This is a genomic window from Microvirga terricola, assembly GCF_011777495.1.
GTDB classification, from domain to species: Bacteria; Pseudomonadota; Alphaproteobacteria; order Rhizobiales; family Beijerinckiaceae; genus Microvirga; species Microvirga terricola.
Genome location: NZ_JAATJS010000006.1, coordinates 36,514 through 56,485, shown reverse-complemented (window position 1 = coordinate 56,485; position 19,972 = coordinate 36,514). Strand labels below are relative to the sequence as shown.

Genomic DNA, 19,972 nt, shown 5'->3' with positions numbered 1-19,972 from the left:
AAGCGGTGAGAGAGCTTTGCCACCGGCCCAGGATCGCCGATAGTGAAGAAGACGTATTGTAAGAGGTGCCTTGTCGGCAGGTGAAGGTCTAAGCCGTTCATGACGGATGCTCCGAACCCCTTTGAAGCGATGATCGCGCGGCTCGCCGCGGACCCGGCTTTGGCCATGATGGCGAAGCCGGGAATGGGCGTGCTCGTGTGGGATCTGGCTATCGAAAGGCTGCTTTGGGCCTCCCCAGTGGCGGAAGGCTTGGGGGATGTTTTTGCCGATGCCGAGGGCAAGGTTCTTCCCGGGTTCAGGGCGAGTGACCGCCTGAAGGCGCTGGCCGGCGGCCTTGCGCCCCGGCAGGGTATGCGCCTGGAACGCCTGCGGCTCGATCCCACGCAGGCATGGATGCCGGTCACCTGCGCCTGCCGGCTCGCGGATCTCCCGACCGGGGAGACGGTGCTGGTGACGGCGATTGTCGGGCCGGTGCCGAAGGTCTCTCCCAAGCCGCGCGCCGTTCCGACGGCCGAAGCTTCTGCCGCTATTGCTCCGGATGTCGTCCTGCCTCCGAAGGTCGCCAAGCCGACCACGGTTCGTTTCGTCTGGCAGGCGGATGCTGCGACCCGTTTCATCCATGTCTCACCGAACCTTGTCGAGGCCGTCGGGCCGGCGGCGGGGAACATCGTCGGCCGGACCTGGGACGAGGTGTCCCGCTCCGTTGCCCGTGATCCGGAGGGGGCCATCGCGTCCCTCTTTGCCCACCGCGAGACCTGGAGCGGCCGCACCATTTTCTGGAGCCTCGATAGCTCCCCGAAGGAGGTCCCTGTCGATTGGGCCGGGATGCCGATTTTCGGCGATGATCGCGCACTTGTCGGCTTTCGCGGTTTCGGCCTTCTGCGCATGGACGCAGCCCGCGAGGCGGAGCAGCCCGACGAGGAGCTCCCCGCGCCGAACGATGAAGCCGCTGCGGACGACGAAGAGAGCCCCGATCTGACGACAAGCGATGACGAAAGCTGGTTTGCGCATCTGCGCGACCGGGTGGCCGAAGCCCTCGCAAGTTCCAAGCCCGTCGCACCGGAAGAAGTCAGGAGCGAACAGGCTTTCGAGCCGACCGCCAAGCCAGCGGTAGTGCCCGCTCGTCAATCGACCTTGTCGAGCGTCGAGCGCAATGCCTTCCGCGAAATCGCACGCGCCCTCGGCGCACGCGTGGAAACCGCGCCTGTCGAAGAGACGCCTGCCGTCGAGGAGCAAGAGGCTGCGCCTGCTGTTCCGCCAGAGGCTCCAGGCTCCAATGGCGACAAGGTGCTCGACCGCCTGCCCATCGGCGTTCTCGTCCATCAGGGCGAAGAGGTGCTTTTTGCCAACCGCTTCCTGCTTGACCTGACCGGCTACGACGATATTGACCAGATCGCGCGCGAAGGCGGCCTCGTGTCCCTGTTCCGCGGCAGTCCCGTTCTGCAAGGCGCGGACGAGGGCGGCTCGCAACTCGCGCTCACCAACCGGCGAAACGAAAGCGTGGCCGTTGAAGTGCGCCCCGCGGCCGCTGAATGGAACGGCGAGCCTGCAAGCGTCATGGTCATCCGCAAGGCTCCTGAAGCGGATCAGGCGCGTCTGCGGGCCGTCGAATGGGATCTACGCGAGCACGAAAGCCGTGTGCATGAGTTGGAGTCGATCCTCGACACCGCAACTGATGGCGTCATCGTGTTCGACGAGACCGGGCGCATTCTGTCGTTGAACCGCTCGGCGGAAGCGCTGTTCGGCTATGACCAGCGCGACGTGGTGGGCGATGCGATCACCGTCCTGCTCGCGCCGGAAAGTCACATCGTGGCGCTCGGCTATCTAGAGGGCCTGCGTTCACCCGGCGTGGCGAGCCTGCTCAACGATGGTCGCGAGGTTCTGGGGCGCGTGCGCCAGGGCGGCACGATCCCGCTCTTCATGACCATGGGCCACGTCAATGACGGGCCGCAGCGGAAATTCTGCGCTGTGCTGCGCGACATCACCCCCTTCAAGAAGGCGGAAGGCGAGCTGGTCGGCGCGAAGCGCGCGGCTGAGCAAGCGAGCGCGCAGAAATCCGATCTCTTGGCCAAGATCAGCCATGAAATCCGCACGCCGCTCAATGCCATCATCGGTTTTGCCGAGGTGATGCTGGAAGAGCGCTTCGGCCCTATCGGCAACGAGCGCTACAAGAATTATCTGAAAGACGTTCACGCCTCCGGCGCGCATGTCATCAGCCTGGTCAACGATCTTCTGGATCTCGCCAAGGTCGAAGCCGGGCGGATGGAGCTGACCTTCACGAGCGTCAATCTCAACGATCTCGTGTCGTCCTGCGTCGCGCTTCTTCAGCCGCAGGCCGCGCGCGACCGCATCGTCATGCGCACGAGCTTCGCCGTAAAACTTCCGCCCGTCGTCGCGGATGAGCGCTCCATGCGCCAGATCGCGCTCAACCTCATCTCGAACGCCATCAAGTTCACCGATGCGGGCGGACAGGTCATCATCTCGACTGCGCTGACCGACCGGGGCGAGGTCGCGTTCCGCGTGCGCGATACCGGCATCGGCATGACGGAAAATGAGATCGAGGCAGCGCTCGAACCGTTCCGTCAGCTCGCGACCTCGCGCAAACGCGGCGGCACCGGCCTCGGCCTGCCGCTGACCAAGGCGCTCGTCGAATCCAACCGGGGCGCGTTGCAGATTTCGAGCCACCCGAACGACGGTACCCTCGTCGAGGTGATCTTCCCGCCGACGCGGGTTCTCGCCGAGTGATGCCGGCTTTGCGCAGCCCCCACGCCCGCTATTGCTGAGTCAGACGATTGATCCTGGCGGAATAGACGCTACGCTTCTCTCTTCCGTGACACGAGACGAAGGATTATCATGTCCACCTATCGCCTCGACAAACTCTTCTCGCCCCGCTCCGTCGCCGTCATCGGGGCGAGCCCGCGGCCGGGCTCTCTCGGCTCGACCTTTCTCAAGAACCTGATCGAGGGCGGATACGCGGGCGCGCTTTATCCGATCAATCCGCATCATCGTCAGGTGGAGGGTAGGCGATGCTATGCGTCGATCTCCAAGCTGCCGGAGACGCCGGACCTTGTCATTGTCGCGGTGCCGCCGCGCAACGTTCTGGAGGTGATTGAGGAAGCTGGCCGCAAAGGGGTCGCGGCGGCGATCATCGCGACCGCGGGGCTTGGCTACGGGCGCGATTCTGAGGCGGAAAAGGTAAGGGTTACAGCGCGCCGCTACGGCCTGCGCGTCATCGGCCCCAATTGCATCGGCGTCATTGCACCACGTGCGCGGCTTAATGCGAGCTTTGCGGCGCATAGCGCCGCCCCTGGCGATCTCGCGCTTGTCTCGCAATCGGGCGCAGTCGCGGCAGGTCTGGTCGAATGGGCGGCGCAGCGGCAGGTCGGCTTTTCGGCCATTGTCTCGCTCGGCGACAAGGTCGACGTCGACTTCAGCGACTGCATGGATTTCTTCTCGGCAGATGCCGGCACCCGCGCGATCCTGCTTTACATCGAGTCCATCGACAACGCGCAAAAGTTCATGTCGGCGGCACGGGCCGCCGCGCGCACCAAACCCGTCGTGGTCATCAAGGCTGGGCGCCATGCACAGGGCGCGAAGGCGGCGGCAACGCATACCGGAGCTATGGCGGGGTCGGATGCGGTTTACGACGCCGCCTTCCGACGCGCCGGTCTTTTGCGCGTGCTCGATCTCGATCAGCTTTTCGCCGCCGCCGAGACGCTGGGACGGCAAAAACCGTTTCCCGGCAATCGCCTTGCCATTCTCACCAATGGCGGCGGCGTGGGGGTGCTGGCGGTCGACCGCCTCATCGACCTCGGCGGTACGTTGGCCGCGATCTCCGACGCCACGCGCGCGAAGCTCGACAGCTTCCTGCCGCCGACATGGTCACATGCGAATCCGGTCGATATCGTCGGTGACGCCGATCCCGCCCGTTACAAGGGCGCGCTGGAAGCGTTGATAGCGGATCGTGACAACGATGCGATCCTCGTGCTCAACGTGCCCACCGCCGTGACGAGCGCGCCCGAGGCCGCGACAGCCATCGCCGGCGTGGTGAAACACGAGCGGCGTCATGGCTTGCAGCACAAGCCGGTCTTTGCCGCCTGGATCGGCGAGGACCCGGATTCCGCCCGCGTGTTCGAAGAGGCGCGCATTCCGCATTTCTCGACGGAAGCGGACGCCGTGCGCGGCTTTCTGCAGCTGGTGCGCTATCGCGAGGCGCAAAGCGAACTCATGGAAACGCCGGATAGTCTGCCCCATGATTTTGCACCCGATACCGCCGCCGCGCAGAGGATCGTCGAGCGCGTTCTTGCCGAGGGGCGGGAGTGGCTCGATCCGTTGGAGGTCAACGCCCTCTTGCGAGCCTATGATATTCCCGTCGCTCCTGTCGTCCTCGCCAAAACCGCCGATGAAGCGGCGGAGGCCGCGCGCCCATTCCTGGCGAATGGCGGCACGGTCGTGGTCAAGATCCTCTCTCCCGATATCGTGCACAAATCCGATATCGGCGGCGTGAAGCTCGATCTTACGACGGAGGGTGCGGTGAAAAATGCCGCCGCCGACATTTTCGCGCGCGCGGCGCGGCTGCGCCCGGATGCCTCTGTGAGAGGCGTGACGATTCAACCGATGATCCGGCGGCCGAAGGCGCGTGAACTGATTGTCGGCCTTGCGGACGATCCCTCTTTCGGGCCGGTCGTTCTCTTCGGTCGCGGCGGCACGGCGGTGGAGGTCATCAATGACAAGGCCCTCGCGTTACCGCCGCTCGATCTGAAACTGGCGGACGATCTCATTTCACGCACGCGCGTGTCGCGCATTCTCAAATCCTACCGCGACGTTCCTGCCGCAGACATGCCAGCCATCGCGCTGGTTCTGGTGAAAGTCGCGCAACTCTCTGCCGATATTCCGCAGGTCCACGAACTCGACATCAATCCGCTGCTCGCGGATCACGACGGCGTCATTGCCGTTGACGCGCGCGTCGCCGTCGCGCCGGTGCCAAAGGCGCGAAAGGGCAAAGGCCATCCGCGCTTAGCCGTGCGGCCGTATCCTAAGGAATGGGAGCGCACCATCACGCTACGCGACGGACGCACGATTTTCGTTCGCCCGGTTCGCCCTGAGGACGAGGCAGAGTTTCGCCGGTTCTTCGAGCAGATCACGCCGGAGGATCTGCGACTGCGGTTCTTCGCGCCGGTGCGCGATTTCAGCCATGCCTTTCTCGCCCGGCTGACGCAGCTCGACTACGCGCGCGCCATCGCCTTCGTCGCGTTCGATTCGCAGACCGGCGAAATGATGGGCGCGGTCCGCGTCCATGCCGACGCCAACCACGAGACCGGCGAATACGGTATTCTCCTGCGCTCCGACCTGAAGGGCATCGGCCTCGGCTGGGAACTGATGCAGCTCATGATCGAATGGGCGAAGGTGGAAGGCTTGCGTGAAATCGATGGGCAGGTCCTGCGCGAAAACACGACCATGCTCGACATGTGCCGTAGTCTCGGCTTTGCGATTCATCCCGATCCGGAGGATCCGGAGCTTCGCCTCGTCACGCTGCCCATCGCCTCCATGGGAGAGGCCGAACCCGTGCCGCCATAAGAGCGGTTCAATCGGCCTCTGCGGTTGCCCCCAAAGGACGTGAGAGGAGCGCGCGAAGATTGTCCGCCCCGGCCTCGGCCCCATCCCACGACATGTTCTCGATCCGCCAGCCCTTCAGGGTCTTGACGAGATCGTAGGTGATCTTCGTCACCGCGCCGATATTCTTGAACGAGACGTTTCCGACCGCCCGCGCGGTGCCCTTGGGCGTAACGGTGATGCTGAGATCCTGAAGGTCGAAGTCCTGAGCGTAGATGAAGGGGTCGAATTCGATGCGGCTGAGCTCGCCCTTGGATTCCTTGAGGTCCTTCAGGATGAGCTTCGTCAGGTTGGCGTCGAAATAAAGCTGTGCGTTCGGGCCGCGCCATTCGATGCCATCGGCGTTCGCGTCAGTGTACGACTTGTAGATCGACTCGAGAAACGGCTTCGCGCCGGCATCGGCCGCGAAGGATGACGAGGGCGTGCCGAAAAGGAGAAGGAAAGCCGCCGCGAGCGCAAGAACGCTCCGTTGTGATACAATCTTGCAAAGAGTAGTGATCATTGTGGTCTCTGTCAGGGCGCATCGAGCGATGCACTTGACAGTATATGCCAGGATACAAACCGATGCACCGTGTGCAATGGCACGATCCGAGATCGGTTTAGTGGTCGAGGCCGCCAATGTGTTTCTGGGCGTAAAGCTCCACGCCGACCTGCTCGACAAGCTTGAGCTGTGTTTCGAGGAAGTCGATGTGGCTTTCCTCGTCCTTCATAAGGTCCTCGAACAGGATTTTCGACACGCGATCGCCGACGCTGTCGCAATATTCGGCCGCTTCGCCGTAGAGATTGCGCGCGTCATATTCGGCGGCGAGGTCGGATTCGAGGATTTCCTGGACGTTCTGGCCAATGCGCAAGGGATCGAGCACCTGCAGGTTGGCGAAGCCGTCGAGAAAGAGAATGCGCTCGATGAAGCGGTCCGCGTGGTGCATCTCCTCGATGGATTCCTCGCGCCACGCCTTGGCAAGTTCCTTGTAGCCCCAATTGTCGAGGGTTCGGTAGTGCAGCCAGTATTGGCTGACCGCCGTCAACTCGCTGCGCAGGCCGCGGTTGAGATACTCGATGACCTTCGGATCGCCCTTCATCGTCGCCTCTTGTCCAACGGTGCAGGCTCGCGCCCGCCATGCGATGTGAGAGGATTGAGGAATTAGAGAGAATGGAGCGTTCTTAAAGGGCCGGTTCTGCGGCGGCCGGCTGAGGAATGGCTGGGCAACACCCCCCCTCGCAAGTCCCAAGCGGCTCCGCCCCGGCCTCGGCAAGTGCCTGGTCCATGATCGTGCGGATCGTCCGCACGCAGCGGCCGCAATTGGGACTGCACCCCAGGCAGCGGTAGACCTGTGCGGGCGTGCGCGGACAACGCGGCCCTGGCGCGAGACAGGCCTTCACATCGCCGTCGGAAAGGACATTACAGGAGCAGACGATCATCTTGAGTAGTTTAGAATTGATAAAAACTATATCTCTCTCAATGACTTAGTCCAAAATCGCGGCTTTTGCCATAGCAACGCTCTGCGCCGGGTTGTCGCGGCCCCATCAATCCCTCACGACGACGATATGCAGCCGCCGCGGCCCATGCGCCCCTAAAAGCAGCGTCTGTTCGATGTCACCGGAGCGCGATGGGCCGGTGATCCAGTTGACCGTGCGCGGCATCCCGCCCTTGCCGAAGGTGAAGCGCACGCGGTTCCAGACGGTCTCGTAATCGCTCGCGATGTCCTTTGACGACACCACGATGATGTGATTGTCCGGCAGGAAGTTGAGCGTCGAGGGGTTCTCCGGGCCGGAGACCATCACCAGCGTGCCGGTCTCGGCGACGCCGCCGAAAGCGTGGCTGACGGCGTTGAGGTCGCCGCCCGCGCTCGGTCCGTGCGAGATCTCGAGTGAGGTCTCGGCCCAGGGCATCGCCTTGAGACGCAAGTCGTCACCCATACGCAGCGTCGCGGGCAGGTTATGGCTGCGCAGGAACAGCGCGATCGATTGCGGCACCTCCGCCGGGGACGTGACCTCCGTCACCGTGGCAAGAGACGCTTCCGCCTGCGCTTTGAACACGGCAAGCCGCTCCTCGCCCGATGCCTGGCCACGCGCAGGGATCAGCCCCTTCGGTGCGCGTTCCAGCCGCTCAGCCACGATCTGCTTGCGGATCGTCTCCGTTCCCTTCACGCCGAGCGCGCGGCGGATATTGGCCAGGATTTCGTCGCGCGCGCTCATGCGGGCCTCCTGCTGCGCTCGCGTTTCCATCGCGCCTGAAATGTCTCACCTTCCGGTGCGGGGAAGTCGCGATACTTCGTCCAGCCCTTGGCGAGCGGCAGCCATTTGAAGCGTCCGCGATGACGGCCGGCAAAGCCCAGCGTCACCATCGCCGCGCGGGTTGCGAGCCGGTAGAGCGCGGGGCGCTTGGCAAAGAAGCTCCAGAAGGCGAGCCCCGAACGGAAGGTGGCGGGCGCCAGATGCCGCTCGAATTCCCGCTCGCGCCAATGACGCATCAGTTTCGGCAAGGGGATGCGCACCGGGCACACGCTTTCGCAGCGTCCGCAGAAGGTGGTGGCGTTGGGCAGATGGCCGGCCTTGTCGACGCCGATCAGCGCCGGGGTCAGCACCGCGCCCATCGGCCCCGGATAGACCCATCCATAAGCGTGTCCGCCAACCGCGTGATAGACCGGGCAATGATTCATGCACGCGCCGCAGCGGATGCAGCGCAGCATCTCCTGAAAATCGGAGCCGAGCATCGCCGAGCGCCCGTTGTCGATGAGCACCACGTGATAGTTCTCCGGCCCGTCTGCATCGCTCGCGCGGCGCGGGCCGGTAGAGAAGGTGGTGTAAACCGACATATCCTGCCCAGTCGCGGAGCGGGCGAGCACGCGCAGGATCTGGCTCACATCTTCCAGCGTCGGAACGAGCTTTTCGATGGAGGCGAGAACGATATGCGTCTTCGGCAAAATCTGTGTGAGATCGCCGTTGCCCTCGTTCGTGACGATCACGGAGGTGCCTGTTTCGGCCACAAGAAAGTTCGCACCCGTAATCCCCACATCGGCGGCGAGAAAGCGCTCGCGCAACACTGACCGTGCTTCACTGAGCAATTGCACGGGCTGCGAGAGATCGCGGTTCGGGTCGAGGTTCTTGTGAACGCGGCGGAAGTCCTGCTCCACCTGGGTGGCGTTGAGGTGGACCGCCGGCGCGATAATGTGGCTCGGCAATTCGTGGCGGAGCTGGATGATGTATTCGCCGAGGTCGGTTTCGACCGGCGTGATGCCGTTCTTCTCCAGATGGTCGTTGATCTCGATTTCCTCGGCGATCATCGACTTGCCCTTGGTCACCGTCTTCGCACCGGCCTCACGGCAGAGGGAGAGGATGATGTCGCGGGCGTCCTCTGCGTTGCGGGCGAAATGTACATGCCCGCCGGACGCCGTCACCTTGGCTTCGTAGGCTTCGAGATAGAGGTCGAGGTTTTCGAGCGTGTGGTTCTTGATGTCCCGCGCGGAATCACGCAGCGCCTCGAATTCCGGCAGCTTGGCGGCGGCTTTCGCGCGCTTGTCGATAAAGCCCTGCTTCACATTGCCGAGGGCCTTCTGCAGCTGCGTGTCGGCTAGTGCGCGGGCGGCGTTGCGCTTGAATTGAGGAGAGGTGGTGTGAACGTTCATGGCCGCTCTCCCTTTTCCAATTTTGGCGCGCCGATGGGCGGCTCGTCGGTCATGCCGGCGAGAACCTCGGCCACGTGACGCACCTCGATGGTCTTGCCGTCGCGCGAGAGCTTGCCGGCCATGTTCATGAGGCAGCCGAGATCGCCGGCCAGCAATGTGCGGGCATGAGCTTCCTCGACGTTCTTCGCCTTCGCATCGACGATGGCGCCGGAAATGTCGCTGTATTTCACGGCAAAGGTGCCGCCGAAGCCGCAGCAGACATCGCTGTCGTTCATCTCAACCAGAGTCAGCCCTTCGACGCTGGCCAAGAGCTTGCGCGGTTGCGTCTTTACGCCAAGCTCGCGCAGGCCCGAGCAGGAATCGTGATAGGTCACAGTGCCGCTGAACGCGGCATCCACCTTCGAGATGCCGAGCACGTCGACCAAAAAGCTCGTCAGTTCGAAGGTCTTGTCCGCCAGCGCCTCCGCTTTGGGGAGAAGGTTCGGATCGTCCGCGAAAAGTTCGGGGTAATGCGCCTTGATCATCCCGGCGCAGGAGCCTGACGGCGCGACCACGTAGTCGTAGCCTTGAAAGGCAGCGATCACCTGTTCGGCAATGTCCCGCGTCGTCGCCCGGTCGCCGGAATTGTAGGCGGGCTGGCCGCAGCAGGTCTGCACCGGCACGTCGACGGTGCAGCCCGCATCCTCCAGAAGCTTCACCGCCGCGAAACCGATGGAAGGGCGGATCAGGTCGACGAGGCAGGTGACGAACAGGCCGACCCGTGGCTTGGCGCGACGCTCGGTGGGGGAGGCGTCCGCGCTCATGTTACTGCGCCTTCTTTCCGGTGGCGTCGAACTGCTTCAGATAGGCCAAAAGGTCGTCGATCTTCTTGTCATCCTTGACGCCGGCATAGATCATCTTGGTGCCGGGCACCTTGGCGCGCGGATCCTTGATGTAGTCCCGGAAGGTTGCCTCGTCCCAGGTCAGGTGGGAGTCCTTGTTGGCGGGAGAGTAATTGTATCCCTCATAAGTCCCCGCCGGGCGGCCGATGACGCCGTTGAGCACCGGGCCGACCGCGTTCTTCGCGCCCTCTCCGATCTGGTGGCAGGCCTTGCACTGGGTGAAGACCTTTTCGCCGGCAGTGGCGTCCTGAGCCTGCGCCGGACTGACGGCCGACAGGGCGACAAGGGCTAGAGCAGCAGAAAGAACGGGAAAACGCATCAGAAAACTCCTATTCGGCGATGACGACGCTATCTTAGAGGACGTCCACATTATTGGAAAAATCGTTGAAGAGCAGCTACCGTAGGATGAGTCGCTCAGAGGCACAAAGAAGCCCATGAGCGGCCAATCCCACGATCTTCGGCCGGGAACCCTGTTTCCCGCAAGGATCGTGTGCAAACAAGAACGCCGGGCTGCCGCATGACGAACATCATTGCGTTTAAGCCCCAGGAGAGGCGCCATGTCGATTGCATTTCCGAAGCCGGATGAGGCCGTGCTGTCTCGCAGAAGCGAGATTTTGGCGGGCCTTGCGCGGCTCGTCGCGCCGGAGGCGCTGATCGTCTCCGAGGACGAGCGCCGGGCCTTCGAGACGGATGGACTGACCGCCTATCGCCAGATGCCGTTGGCCGTGGTGCTGCCCTCGTCGACGGCGGAAGTCTCCGAGATCATGCGGTTCTGCCGCGACAACGGGGTGAGGGTGGTGCCGCGCGGCGCGGGCACCTCGCTCTGCGGCGGGGCGATCCCGCAGGAGGACGCCATCGTGCTCGGTATCGCCAAGATGAACCGGGTGCTCGACATCGATTTCGCCAACCGCACCGCCCGGGTCGAGGCGGGCATCACCAATCTCGGCATCAGCCAGGCCGTGGGGCATGAAGGGTTTTTCTACGCGCCGGACCCGTCGAGCCAGCTCGCATGCACGATTGCGGGTAACATCGCCATGAATTCCGGCGGCGCGCATTGCCTGAAATACGGGGTCACCACCAACAACCTTCTGGGTGTGACGATGGTGCTTTTGGACGGCACCGTGGTGACGCTCGGCGGCGAACACCTGGACAGCGCCGGCTATGATCTTCTCGGCCTTGTGGCCGGTTCGGAAGGCCAGCTCGGCATCGTCACCGAGGCGGTCGTGCGGATCTTGCGCGCGGCGGAAGGAGCGCGGCCTGCGTTGTTCGGCTTCGAGCGGGTCGAGGACGCAGGCGCCTGCGTCGCCGCCATCATCGCGGCGGGCATCATTCCGGTGGCGCTGGAATACATGGACCGTCCGGCCATTCAGATCTGCGAAGCCTTCGCCCATGCGGGTTATCCGCTCGACGTGGAGGCCATGCTGATCGTCGAGGTGGAAGGATCGGACGCCGAGATCGACGACATGCTCCGACGCATCGTCGCCATCGCCGAGCCCTTCAAGCCGAAGACCATCAAGGTCTCGCAATCGGAAGCCGAGAGCGCAGCGATCTGGAAAGGCCGCAAATCCGCCTTCGGCGCGACGGGTCGAGTCGCCGACTACATCTGCATGGACGGCACGATCCCGACCGGGCAGTTGCCTTATGTGCTCAAACGCATCGATGAGATCGCCAAATCCTACGGGCTCGGCGTCGCCAACGTTTTTCACGCCGGTGACGGTAATCTTCATCCGCTGGTGATGTTCAACAGCAGCAAGCCCGGCGAGATGGAGAAGGCGGAGGCCGTGGGCGAGGAAATCCTCAAACTCTGCGTCGAGGTCGGCGGCTGTCTTACCGGCGAGCACGGCGTCGGCATCGAGAAGCGGGACCTCATGCCCTTCCAGTTCAACGCGACCGATCTCGCACAGCAGATGCGCGTGCGCGGTGTGTTCGATCCGCGCTGGCTGCTCAATCCGGCCAAGGTGTTCCCGCTCGAAGGAAGGCTGGCTGCGTGATGTCGATTCATACCCCCGGCAACGAACTGGAAGCATCCTCCGTTATCCGCGAGGCGGCTGCGAGGGGGACGCAACTTCATGTCCTAGGCGCGGGAACGAAAGCGGCTATCGGCCGGCCGGTCGATGCCGAAAACGGCATCTCCTCGCGGGCGCTGAGCGGCATCACGCTTTATGAGCCTGCTGAACTTGTGATTTCCGCGCGCAGTGGCACGCCTGTTTCCGAAGTCGTGAAAACACTCGCCGCGAAGGGTCAAGAGCTTCCCTTCGAACCGATGGATTATCGCGCGCTTCTGGGCGCGCAGGACGAGCCCACTATCGGTGCGGTTGCTGCCATGAACCTCTCCGGCCCGCGCCGCATCATGGCCGGGGCCGCGCGCGACAGTTTGATCGGCGTGCGCTTCGTTAATGGACAGGGCGAGGTCGTGAAATCGGGCGGACGGGTGATGAAGAACGTCACCGGCCTCGATCTCGTGAAACTCATGGCCGGTTCCTGGGGCACGCTTGGCTTCCTCACGGAAGTGACGTTCAAGGTTCTGCCGAAACATGAGCGGATGTCGACGCTCCTGCTACGTGGGCTCGACGACAAGCGCGCCATTCAGGCTCTCTCGGAAGCGCTGGGCTCGCCCTATGACATCACCGGCGCGGCCCATCTGCCCGCGCCCGACCTTCAGGGCGCGCGGACGCTGATCCGCCTCGAAGGGTTCTCCGTCTCGGTCGATTATCGCCTCGGCGAGTTGCGCCGTCTCCTCAAGCGCTTCGGCACGGGCGACATTCTCGAGGGGCGGGGAGCAGAGGCCATCTGGCAATCCGTCCGCGATGTGACCGTCATGCCGGATCGCGCCGAGCGCGCCATCTGGCGCGTGTCGACCGCGCCGACGCGCGGGCCGGATTTTACCGCGTGGCTGTCGAAGTCCATCGATGCGCAATGGTTTTATGATTGGGGCGGCGGCCTCATCTGGATCGCGACGCCTCTCGTCGCGGATTTCGGTGCTGCCGCCATGCGTGAAGCCACCAAGGTTTTCGGCGGTCATGCGACCCTGGTCCGCGCGCCAGCGGAGGCGAGATCGCAGCTTGCCGTCTTCGAGCCGCTGTCGGACGCGGTGATGACCCTGACACGCGGCATCAAGGCATCGTTCGATCCGGCCGGAATTCTCAATCCGGGCCGGATGTACGCGGGGGTTTAGAGTGAGCGGAGCCGTCACTTTCGCATCGGACGACACAGTATCGAAGTCAAACCGCACGGTGCTCCACGCCGCGTTGGCCATGGCCATCGTCGCCCTGACCGCCGCCATCCTGTTGGCCATGGGTCGCACGGCGATCTGCAAGTGTGGCACGGTCGAGCTGTGGCATGGAATCGTGAACGATTCAGGCAATTCCCAGCACCTGACCGATTGGTACTCGTTCTCCCACGTCATCCATGGTTTTCTGTTTTATACGGGAGCCTGGCTCATCGGCCGGATGATTGGAAAGCCGTTGCCGCTTGGCATCGCGTTTCTTCTGGCGCTCGGCCTCGAATGTGCTTGGGAGATCGCCGAGAACACCAACACGATCATCGAGCGTTATCGCGCCACCAATATCGCGCTCGATTATTATGGCGACAGCGTGCTCAATTCCATGTCCGACATCCTGATGATGTCCTTAGGCTTTTTCCTGGCGCGTTTCTGGCCTGTCGGGCGAACGGTGGTCGTCGCTTTGGTGATGGAACTGATCGTCGGGGCCTGGATACGCGACAATCTCACCCTCAACATCATCATGCTGGTTCACCCGGTCGAGGCCATCAACCAATGGCAAGCGGGGAGCTGAGTTGTAATCATGCAGACCAATTTCACGCCCGAACAATTGCAAGACCCGGTGATGGCGAGTTCGGAGAAGATTCTCCGCACCTGTGTCCATTGCGGCTTCTGCACCGCCACTTGCCCGACCTATCTGCTGCTCGGCGACGAGCTCGATTCCCCGCGCGGCCGTATCTACCTCATCAAGGACATGTTGGAGGGCGGAAAGCCCGCGACGCCGGAGGTGGTGAAGCATATCGACCGCTGCCTCTCCTGCCTGTCCTGCATGACGACCTGCCCGTCCGGCGTGCATTACATGCATCTCGTCGATCATGCCCGCGCCTATATCGAACAGACCTATAAGCGGCCCTGGCACGACAGGCTCCTGCGCGCGGTTCTGGCGCAGGTTTTGCCTTATCCCACCCGGTTCCGCTTCGCGCTCATGTTCGCCATGCTGGTGAAGCCCCTCAAAGGGGGCATCGGCGCGATGCCGCTTTTCGGCACGCGCCTCAAGGCCATGGTGGACCTCGCTCCGACGCGCATTCCCGCGCGCTCTCCCTTCGATGCGCCGGGCGAGTTCAGGACGAAGAAGCCGGCCCGCCGGGGGCGCGTCGCGATCCTCTCAGGCTGCGCCCAGCCGGTTCTCAAACCGGGCTTCAACGAGGCGGCGATCCGTTTGCTCAACCGGCATGGCATCGACGTGGTGCAGGCGAAAGGGGAGGGGTGCTGCGGCGCGCTGGTCCACCACATGGGGCGGGAGGAGCAGGGCCACGCCTTCGCCAAGCGCAATATCGATGCCTGGATCGCCGAAATGGACGGGCCTGGGCTCGATGCCATCATCGTCACGGCCTCCGGCTGCGGCACGACGATCAAGGATTACGGATTCATGTTCCGCAACGACCCGGCTTATGCGGAAAAGGCAGCGCGGGTCTCGAATATCGCCAAGGACATTACGGAATACGTCACCAGCCTGACCCTGATGGACCCGGTGCGCGAGGTGGACCTCATCGTGGCCTATCATTCCGCCTGTTCGATGCAGCACGGGCAGCAGATCCGCACCGAGCCCAAGACCCTGCTCAAACAGGCAGGCTTCATCGTCAAGGATGTTCCCGAAGGGCATATCTGCTGTGGGTCGGCGGGAACCTATAACCTGCTGCAGCCCGAAATCGCCGAAAAGCTGCGGGAGCGGAAGGTGGACAATATCGAACGCACCCAGCCGGATGTCATCGCTACCGGCAATATCGGCTGCATGACCCAGATCGGGAAGGGAACCAAAATCCCCATCGTCCATACGGTCGAGCTGCTCGATTGGGCGACCGGCGGCCCGGTACCGGAGGCTATCGAGGCGGCGGGCCTCCAGAACCGCATGGCCTCGCCGTTAACCATCGCGGCGGAGTAAGTCTGTCACGTTTCTGTAACACGAAATTTCGTTTCCAACCTTGGCCGCTCTGGGCTAAAAGAAGCCCAAAGTACGACAATTTCATGCGTAAGGGGGCGGCACCGTGTCTTCAGGTTGGACGTCTTTCAGAAGCCGTTTTGGCAAAAAGACGGAGCAGGACGGCCCCAGCCTCCTCTCCGAACAGATGGAATCCGTGCAGCCGGCTCCGGTTGCCGCTAGGGAAGAATCCGTTGGCGTGCGGCCGAATGGCGCACTCGATTCCACCGGCCAGAAGAACGAGCTGATCCGCGTCCGCTTCGCCAACCTGATCGACCGGCTGGAGGAAATCCGCAGCCTGAAGGACGACTTCACGCTGCTCAGCGAGCCGGTTTACGACCTGATCCGGGCCTATCCGCAGATCCAGTCGCGCCTTCTCGAAACCGAGGCGGTGCTGAAGCAGGAGACCGAGAATACTACGGCGCTGCGCCGGGAATTGGCCGATCTGACAACCGTCCAGGCCCGGATGTCGGACGATCTCTCCGCCACCGTTTCGCAGCTCCGCAAGGCCGAGACGAAGGTCCGCGACCAGGAATCGGCCATCGAGGATCTGCGGCTGAACGTGAAGGACAAGGAGGCGATCGTCGCCGACCTTGAGAACCAGCTCTCCATCGAGACCGAGCGCGCCCGCAACATCACGGAAGAAAACCAGGCGCTGCGCCTCGAAGCGCAGGAGGCCGACCAGACGGTCGCCCGCGCCGAGCGCGAGCTGATCGAGACTCGCGAGCGCAACGGCCTTCTCGACCACGAGGTCAAGCGCCTCCAGAAGGTCGCCGAAGAGCAGAATTACCGCCTGTCGAGCCTGACGAACCGCTATGGCGAGCTGGAAACGCAGCTCGAATCCACCCGCCAGCGCGCCTCGGAGCTCGAGACGAAGCTGATGTCCGAGCAGGTGATCCGCCAGCGGCTCGAAACCCAGCCCGACTCCGAGCGCTCGGCCCACCAGACCGACCTGTCGGCGCTCGACATGAAGATCGAGGGCTTGAACTCCCGCCTCGCTGCGACAGACAAGATTCTGGCTCACACCCGCGATCAGCTGCGCGACAAGAACGAGGCCCTGCGAGGCGTCGAGCGCAGCCTCAAGGAAACCACCATCGAGAAGAACACCGTCGACCGGCGCCTCGAAGCGACCCAGCAGGAGGTCGAGCGTCAGGTCGCCATGGTCAACGAGTTGCAGCGCTCCCGCATCGAGTTGCAGGAACGCGTCGAGATGCTCAACAAGGCCATCGCCGCCAAGGATTTCCAGATCGAAAGCTCGGACAACAAGGTGGCGAGCCTCACCGAGCGCATCGATCAGGTCACGAAGCGCTTCGAGCAGGAGCGCAACACGCTCGAATCCGCCAATCGCCGCCTCACGGAAGAGCTGCAGAACGAGCGCGCGGAACGCTCGCTGGTGCAGGGCGCGCTGGAAATTGCCCGCGAGAGCCGCGTGAAGATCCAGAAGAAGTACGTGTCGCTGCGTAAGAAGACACGCCTCGATACACAGGAAGAAGACCCGACCCTCTTCGACGAGGACGAGGTCGAGACCAATGTGCGGCCGCTGAAATCCTCGGACGCCGAATAACGACAGGCTTGAAGCCCCGCCCTCGGCGGGGCTTTTGCTGAGAGGGCGGCGCTTCGGTCGCTCCCGCGCCGTCGCTCTGCCCGCGGTCACCTCAATTCCGACACTCGGAACCGTCCATGGCCTTCGATCCCGCCGCCTTCCGTCGTCACGTTCTGACTGTTCTCGACGATCACGCGCAGGCCTTCGGCATCCCGGCGGATCATCACGCCGTGCTGCGCGGCCAGATCGCGGACGGGGACGATATCCACTCGCGGAAAACCTTTCCCGGCCATGTCACCACCTCCGCCATCGTTCTGGACACGGAGGGACGGCGGACTCTTCTGATCCGGCATCGGGCGCTGGAGCGCTGGCTCCAGCCCGGCGGTCACTACGAAGCGCCGCAAAGCCTTGCGGCCTCCGCGCTGCGGGAAGCCGTGGAGGAAACTGGCCTCTCCAGGCTTTCCCTCGACCCTTGGCATGAGGCCTCAAACCTGCCCATCGATATCGACAGCCATTTCATCCCCGCCCGGCCTTCGCGGGACGAGCCCGAGCACTGGCACCATGACATCCGCTACATCGTGAGGGCGATGCCCGAGGACGGCTTGCGGCCGGACCTTGCCGAGGTGGAAGGGGCGGAGTGGCGTGATCTGGCGGACCTTGAGGATGTCGCCCCGCGAGCGTTGCGAAATCTGAAACAGCTTGGTTTCGCCGCGACGTAACGGCGGACCCGGCCCCTTACAAATGGCTGGGCCATCCTTACATCAGTCTCCGGCATTCGTAAGGTTCGAAGGAGGCATGCCATGAACGACCAGGAGCGCGAGGTCATCGCCGATATTTTTCGCCGTCTTGAGCAGGTGGCGAGCCAGCCGCGCGATCCGGAGGCCGAACGGTTCATCGCCGACAAGGTGCGCGAGCAGCCCTACGCGCCCTATGCCATGGCGCAGGCGATTTTCGTTCAGGAGCAGGCGCTGAAGAACCTTCAAGCCGCGAACGAACAGTTGCGCGCCGAACTTGAGCAGGTCCGCCGCCAGCCGCAGGCGCAGGGCGGCTTCCTCTCCGGGCTTTTCGGTGGCGGCGCTCGCCCGCCGGAGCCGGATTACCGGGAGTCTCCGCGTCCGTCGCCCTGGGGCGGTTCCGTCCCACAGGTTCCGCCGCAGCCCCAACAGCCTTACGGACAACCCTATGGCGCGCCGCAGGGCGCGCCCGGCGGCCCCTGGGGCGGCAGCATGATGCAGCAGCGCCCCGGTGGCGGCTTCCTGCAAGGAGCCTTGTCCACGGCGGCCGGTGTCGCGGGCGGTGTGATGATCGCCAACGCGCTATCTCACGCCTTCGGCGGCGGTCAGGCGGGGGCTGGCGAGAAAAGCGCGCTCGCCGATCTCGGCGGCAACCAGAGTGGCTCCTTCGATCAGGCGAGCATCACCGATTCCCTTTATCCTAAGGGGCAGGACAACCAGACAGGCCCCGAGCCGGATGAGCCCGATGACGACTTCTCCGACATGGGTGGCGACAACGGCGACGACGGCGATTGGATCTAAACCTCGCCTCGATTGCAGAGCGCCCGCCATCGGCGGGCGTTTTCTTTTCAGTGCCCTGCGGTGCGCGAGAACAGGTTGATGACCAGTACCCCGGTCAGGATGAGGCCGATGCCGAGGATGGCGGGAAGATCGAGCGACTGGCGATAGAGCACCCATCCGGCAAGAGCGATGAGTACAATGCCGATGCCCGACCACACCGCATAGGCGATGCCCACCGGGATGGTCCGCAGGGTCAGGGACAGGAAGTAGAATGCCAGCCCATACCCGACGATGACGAGGGCCGACGGCCACAGCCGGGAAAAACCTTCCGACGCCTTCAGGGCCGAGGTGGCGATGACTTCGCAGATGATGGCGGCAAACAGATAGGCATAGTTCATGGCGAAAGCGGAGGTTTGGGGAGGGAAGGGCGGTCTTGCTTCGCGCGATAGCGAGGCTGCGCGCTGTAATCAAATGACCTATATGTTTATACAGGCACCTTTGAGATCGTGTTGCAATAGTATTGATTACGTCATATAGCTATATAATTAAATAGTATGTTGCGCTATATTATTTTCGATTTGGTTTTTGTTGCCGAATAATTGTCGATTTGTTCTGAGTTTGGTCCGGATTAAATGTAACTATATCCGAAATATTTCGGTTTCTTGGAACGAATGAGGAACCGCCGCGCGCGCAAAAGAGGCGGCGCGGACCTTGGCGAAAGGGTCCGCGCTCCTGAGGGAACGGCGATCAGATCACCACCACTTGAGCGCCCACCGGGACCCGGTTGTAGAGGTCAATCACGTCCTTGTTCAGCATGCGGATGCAGCCGGACGAGACGGCCTTGCCGATGGTGTGGGGCTCGTTCGTGCCGTGGATGCGATAAAGCGTCGAGCCGAGATAAAGCGCGCGCGCGCCGAGCGGATTGTCGGGGCCGCCTTCCATGTAATCAGGCAGGTCCGGCCGGCGCTTCAGCATCTCCTTCGGCGGACGCCAGTCCGGCCATTCCTTTTTCTCGCTGACCAAGTGGTGCCCAGCCCATTCGAAGCCGGGACGACCGACCCCGATGCCATAGCGGATCGCCTTGCCGCCTTCCTGGACCAGATAGAGGAGCCGCGACGGCGTATCGATGATGATGGTGCCGGGGCTCTCCTTGCCGGAATACGCCACCACCTGGCGTTGGAAGCGGGACGGGATCGCATAGCCGGAACCAATGCCGCCATCATGCTCGTAATAGCGTGGCACGGATGCCGTGCGCCCATAAGGCAGGCGCGGGTCATAAGAATAGCCCGTCATGGGGTCGACGGGCGAAGCGCGATAGCTGCCGCGGTATGAACTGGCGGGCGGGTAATCCGGCGCATACCCGTCGCGTGTACGCGCGTAAGGATAAGCGTAGCGCGGCACGACGAGCAGGTTTCCATACGCATCGCGCGGCAGGCCGCCATAATAGCCCCGGGAGGGGGCCGGTTGTGCGAAACTCGTGGCGGGAAGGGAGAGGGCGAGAAGAAAAGTGGAGCAAGGAAGCCAAGCGCGCATCGCAGCATCCTTTCTTGCGATTTTAGTCGGAGATCAGCACTTCAATTCTTGCTCGGAAGATGGA

Annotated in this window: 18 protein-coding genes; 9 read left to right on the top strand and 9 right to left on the bottom strand. The window is 63.2% G+C overall.

What is annotated here, in order from left to right; translation table 11 throughout:
• Positions 1–99: 99 nt before the first annotated feature.
• Together HB375_RS15850 and HB375_RS15845 are read left to right on the top strand one after the other, a co-directional pair.
• Positions 100–2,745: a PAS domain-containing sensor histidine kinase gene (locus HB375_RS15850; RefSeq protein ID WP_167673989.1), complete on the top strand. Its 2,646-nt coding sequence runs from the start codon at positions 100–102 to the stop codon at positions 2,743–2,745.
• A gap of 108 nt (positions 2,746–2,853) precedes the next feature.
• Positions 2,854–5,577, top strand: a complete 2,724-nt coding sequence (locus HB375_RS15845; protein ID WP_167673988.1) for a bifunctional acetate--CoA ligase family protein/GNAT family N-acetyltransferase — start codon at positions 2,854–2,856, stop codon at positions 5,575–5,577.
• 7 nt (positions 5,578–5,584) lie between these two features.
• Here HB375_RS15845 and HB375_RS15840 read toward each other — a convergent pair whose 3' ends face one another.
• The 7 genes from HB375_RS15840 to HB375_RS15810 all read right to left on the bottom strand — a co-directional run bounded on the left by HB375_RS15840 (position 5,585) and on the right by HB375_RS15810 (position 10,439).
• On the bottom strand, positions 5,585–6,115 hold the full coding sequence (locus HB375_RS15840; protein WP_167673987.1) for a DUF3828 domain-containing protein: 531 nt from the start codon (positions 6,113–6,115) through the stop codon (positions 5,585–5,587).
• 97 nt (positions 6,116–6,212) lie between these two features.
• Positions 6,213–6,692 (bottom strand): bacterioferritin, encoded by a 480-nt coding sequence (bfr, locus tag HB375_RS15835; protein ID WP_167673986.1) that lies wholly within the window; start codon positions 6,690–6,692, stop codon positions 6,213–6,215.
• Positions 6,693–6,774: 82 nt separating this feature from the next.
• Entirely contained in the window at positions 6,775–7,032 is a 258-nt protein-coding gene (locus tag HB375_RS15830; protein WP_167673985.1) for a (2Fe-2S)-binding protein, read from the bottom strand.
• 105 nt (positions 7,033–7,137) lie between these two features.
• A complete protein-coding gene (locus HB375_RS15825; RefSeq protein WP_167673984.1) occupies positions 7,138–7,809 on the bottom strand; it encodes a LutC/YkgG family protein in 672 nt (223 codons plus the stop codon).
• Positions 7,806–9,239: a LutB/LldF family L-lactate oxidation iron-sulfur protein gene (locus HB375_RS15820; protein WP_167673983.1), complete on the bottom strand. Its 1,434-nt coding sequence runs from the start codon at positions 9,237–9,239 to the stop codon at positions 7,806–7,808. Before HB375_RS15820 ends, HB375_RS15825 begins: the two co-directional genes overlap by 4 nt.
• A complete protein-coding gene (locus HB375_RS15815; RefSeq protein WP_167673982.1) occupies positions 9,236–10,042 on the bottom strand; it encodes a (Fe-S)-binding protein in 807 nt (268 codons plus the stop codon). The genes HB375_RS15820 and HB375_RS15815 overlap by 4 nt, the downstream gene beginning before the upstream one ends.
• A 1-nt stretch (position 10,043) precedes the next feature.
• Positions 10,044–10,439, bottom strand: coding sequence for a c-type cytochrome (locus HB375_RS15810; protein WP_167673981.1), 396 nt, complete (start codon positions 10,437–10,439; stop codon positions 10,044–10,046).
• Between the two features lie 238 nt (positions 10,440–10,677).
• Between HB375_RS15810 and HB375_RS15805 the strand changes: the two genes are divergently transcribed.
• The 7 genes from HB375_RS15805 to HB375_RS15775 all read left to right on the top strand — a co-directional run bounded on the left by HB375_RS15805 (position 10,678) and on the right by HB375_RS15775 (position 18,396).
• On the top strand, positions 10,678–12,111 hold the full coding sequence (locus HB375_RS15805) for an FAD-linked oxidase C-terminal domain-containing protein (protein ID WP_167673980.1): 1,434 nt from the start codon (positions 10,678–10,680) through the stop codon (positions 12,109–12,111).
• Positions 12,111–13,295, top strand: a complete 1,185-nt coding sequence (gene glcE / locus HB375_RS15800; protein WP_167673979.1) for a glycolate oxidase subunit GlcE — start codon at positions 12,111–12,113, stop codon at positions 13,293–13,295. Before HB375_RS15805 ends, glcE begins: the two co-directional genes overlap by 1 nt.
• A 79-nt stretch (positions 13,296–13,374) precedes the next feature.
• Positions 13,375–13,914 (top strand): DUF2585 family protein, encoded by a 540-nt coding sequence (locus HB375_RS15795; protein WP_167674085.1) that lies wholly within the window; start codon positions 13,375–13,377, stop codon positions 13,912–13,914.
• Between the two features lie 9 nt (positions 13,915–13,923).
• Entirely contained in the window at positions 13,924–15,282 is a 1,359-nt protein-coding gene (glcF, locus tag HB375_RS15790; RefSeq protein WP_167673978.1) for a glycolate oxidase subunit GlcF, read from the top strand.
• 193 nt (positions 15,283–15,475) lie between these two features.
• The gene (locus tag HB375_RS15785; RefSeq protein WP_167673977.1) at positions 15,476–16,882 is read left to right on the top strand and encodes a chromosome partitioning protein ParA; all 1,407 of its coding nucleotides are present in this window, start codon (positions 15,476–15,478) and stop codon (positions 16,880–16,882) included.
• A 116-nt stretch (positions 16,883–16,998) separates the two neighbouring features.
• Positions 16,999–17,580: an NUDIX hydrolase gene (locus HB375_RS15780; protein ID WP_167673976.1), complete on the top strand. Its 582-nt coding sequence runs from the start codon at positions 16,999–17,001 to the stop codon at positions 17,578–17,580.
• A gap of 81 nt (positions 17,581–17,661) precedes the next feature.
• A complete protein-coding gene (locus tag HB375_RS15775; protein WP_167673975.1) occupies positions 17,662–18,396 on the top strand; it encodes a DUF2076 domain-containing protein in 735 nt (244 codons plus the stop codon).
• A 47-nt stretch (positions 18,397–18,443) separates the two neighbouring features.
• On the opposite strand, the gene HB375_RS15770 is transcribed toward HB375_RS15775, so the two are convergent.
• Both HB375_RS15770 and HB375_RS15765 read right to left on the bottom strand, forming a co-directional pair.
• Positions 18,444–18,773 carry a DMT family transporter gene (locus HB375_RS15770; RefSeq protein WP_167673974.1) on the bottom strand — a complete coding sequence of 110 codons (330 nt, stop codon included), beginning with the start codon at positions 18,771–18,773 and terminating at the stop codon, positions 18,444–18,446.
• 349 nt (positions 18,774–19,122) lie between these two features.
• Positions 19,123–19,908 (bottom strand): L,D-transpeptidase, encoded by a 786-nt coding sequence (locus tag HB375_RS15765; protein WP_167673973.1) that lies wholly within the window; start codon positions 19,906–19,908, stop codon positions 19,123–19,125.
• Positions 19,909–19,972 lie beyond the last annotated feature (64 nt).

Bases quoted from the DNA above. Each gene is read 5' to 3' on its own strand.
- HB375_RS15850 (WP_167673989.1), top strand. From the start codon at position 100: ATGACGGATGCTCCGAACCCCTTTGAAGCGATGATCGCGCGGCTCGCC.
- HB375_RS15845 (WP_167673988.1), top strand. From the start codon at position 2,854: ATGTCCACCTATCGCCTCGACAAACTCTTCTCGCCCCGCTCCGTCGCC.
- HB375_RS15840 (WP_167673987.1), bottom strand. From the start codon at position 6,115: ATGATCACTACTCTTTGCAAGATTGTATCACAACGGAGCGTTCTTGCG.
- bfr (WP_167673986.1), bottom strand. From the start codon at position 6,692: ATGAAGGGCGATCCGAAGGTCATCGAGTATCTCAACCGCGGCCTGCGC.
- HB375_RS15830 (WP_167673985.1), bottom strand. From the start codon at position 7,032: ATGATCGTCTGCTCCTGTAATGTCCTTTCCGACGGCGATGTGAAGGCC.
- HB375_RS15825 (WP_167673984.1), bottom strand. From the start codon at position 7,809: ATGAGCGCGCGCGACGAAATCCTGGCCAATATCCGCCGCGCGCTCGGC.
- HB375_RS15820 (WP_167673983.1), bottom strand. From the start codon at position 9,239: ATGAACGTTCACACCACCTCTCCTCAATTCAAGCGCAACGCCGCCCGC.
- HB375_RS15815 (WP_167673982.1), bottom strand. From the start codon at position 10,042: ATGAGCGCGGACGCCTCCCCCACCGAGCGTCGCGCCAAGCCACGGGTC.
- HB375_RS15810 (WP_167673981.1), bottom strand. From the start codon at position 10,439: ATGCGTTTTCCCGTTCTTTCTGCTGCTCTAGCCCTTGTCGCCCTGTCG.
- HB375_RS15805 (WP_167673980.1), top strand. From the start codon at position 10,678: ATGTCGATTGCATTTCCGAAGCCGGATGAGGCCGTGCTGTCTCGCAGA.
- glcE (WP_167673979.1), top strand. From the start codon at position 12,111: ATGTCGATTCATACCCCCGGCAACGAACTGGAAGCATCCTCCGTTATC.
- HB375_RS15795 (WP_167674085.1), top strand. From the start codon at position 13,375: ATGGCCATCGTCGCCCTGACCGCCGCCATCCTGTTGGCCATGGGTCGC.
- glcF (WP_167673978.1), top strand. From the start codon at position 13,924: ATGCAGACCAATTTCACGCCCGAACAATTGCAAGACCCGGTGATGGCG.
- HB375_RS15780 (WP_167673976.1), top strand. From the start codon at position 16,999: ATGGCCTTCGATCCCGCCGCCTTCCGTCGTCACGTTCTGACTGTTCTC.
- HB375_RS15775 (WP_167673975.1), top strand. From the start codon at position 17,662: ATGAACGACCAGGAGCGCGAGGTCATCGCCGATATTTTTCGCCGTCTT.
- HB375_RS15770 (WP_167673974.1), bottom strand. From the start codon at position 18,773: ATGAACTATGCCTATCTGTTTGCCGCCATCATCTGCGAAGTCATCGCC.
- HB375_RS15765 (WP_167673973.1), bottom strand. From the start codon at position 19,908: ATGCGCGCTTGGCTTCCTTGCTCCACTTTTCTTCTCGCCCTCTCCCTT.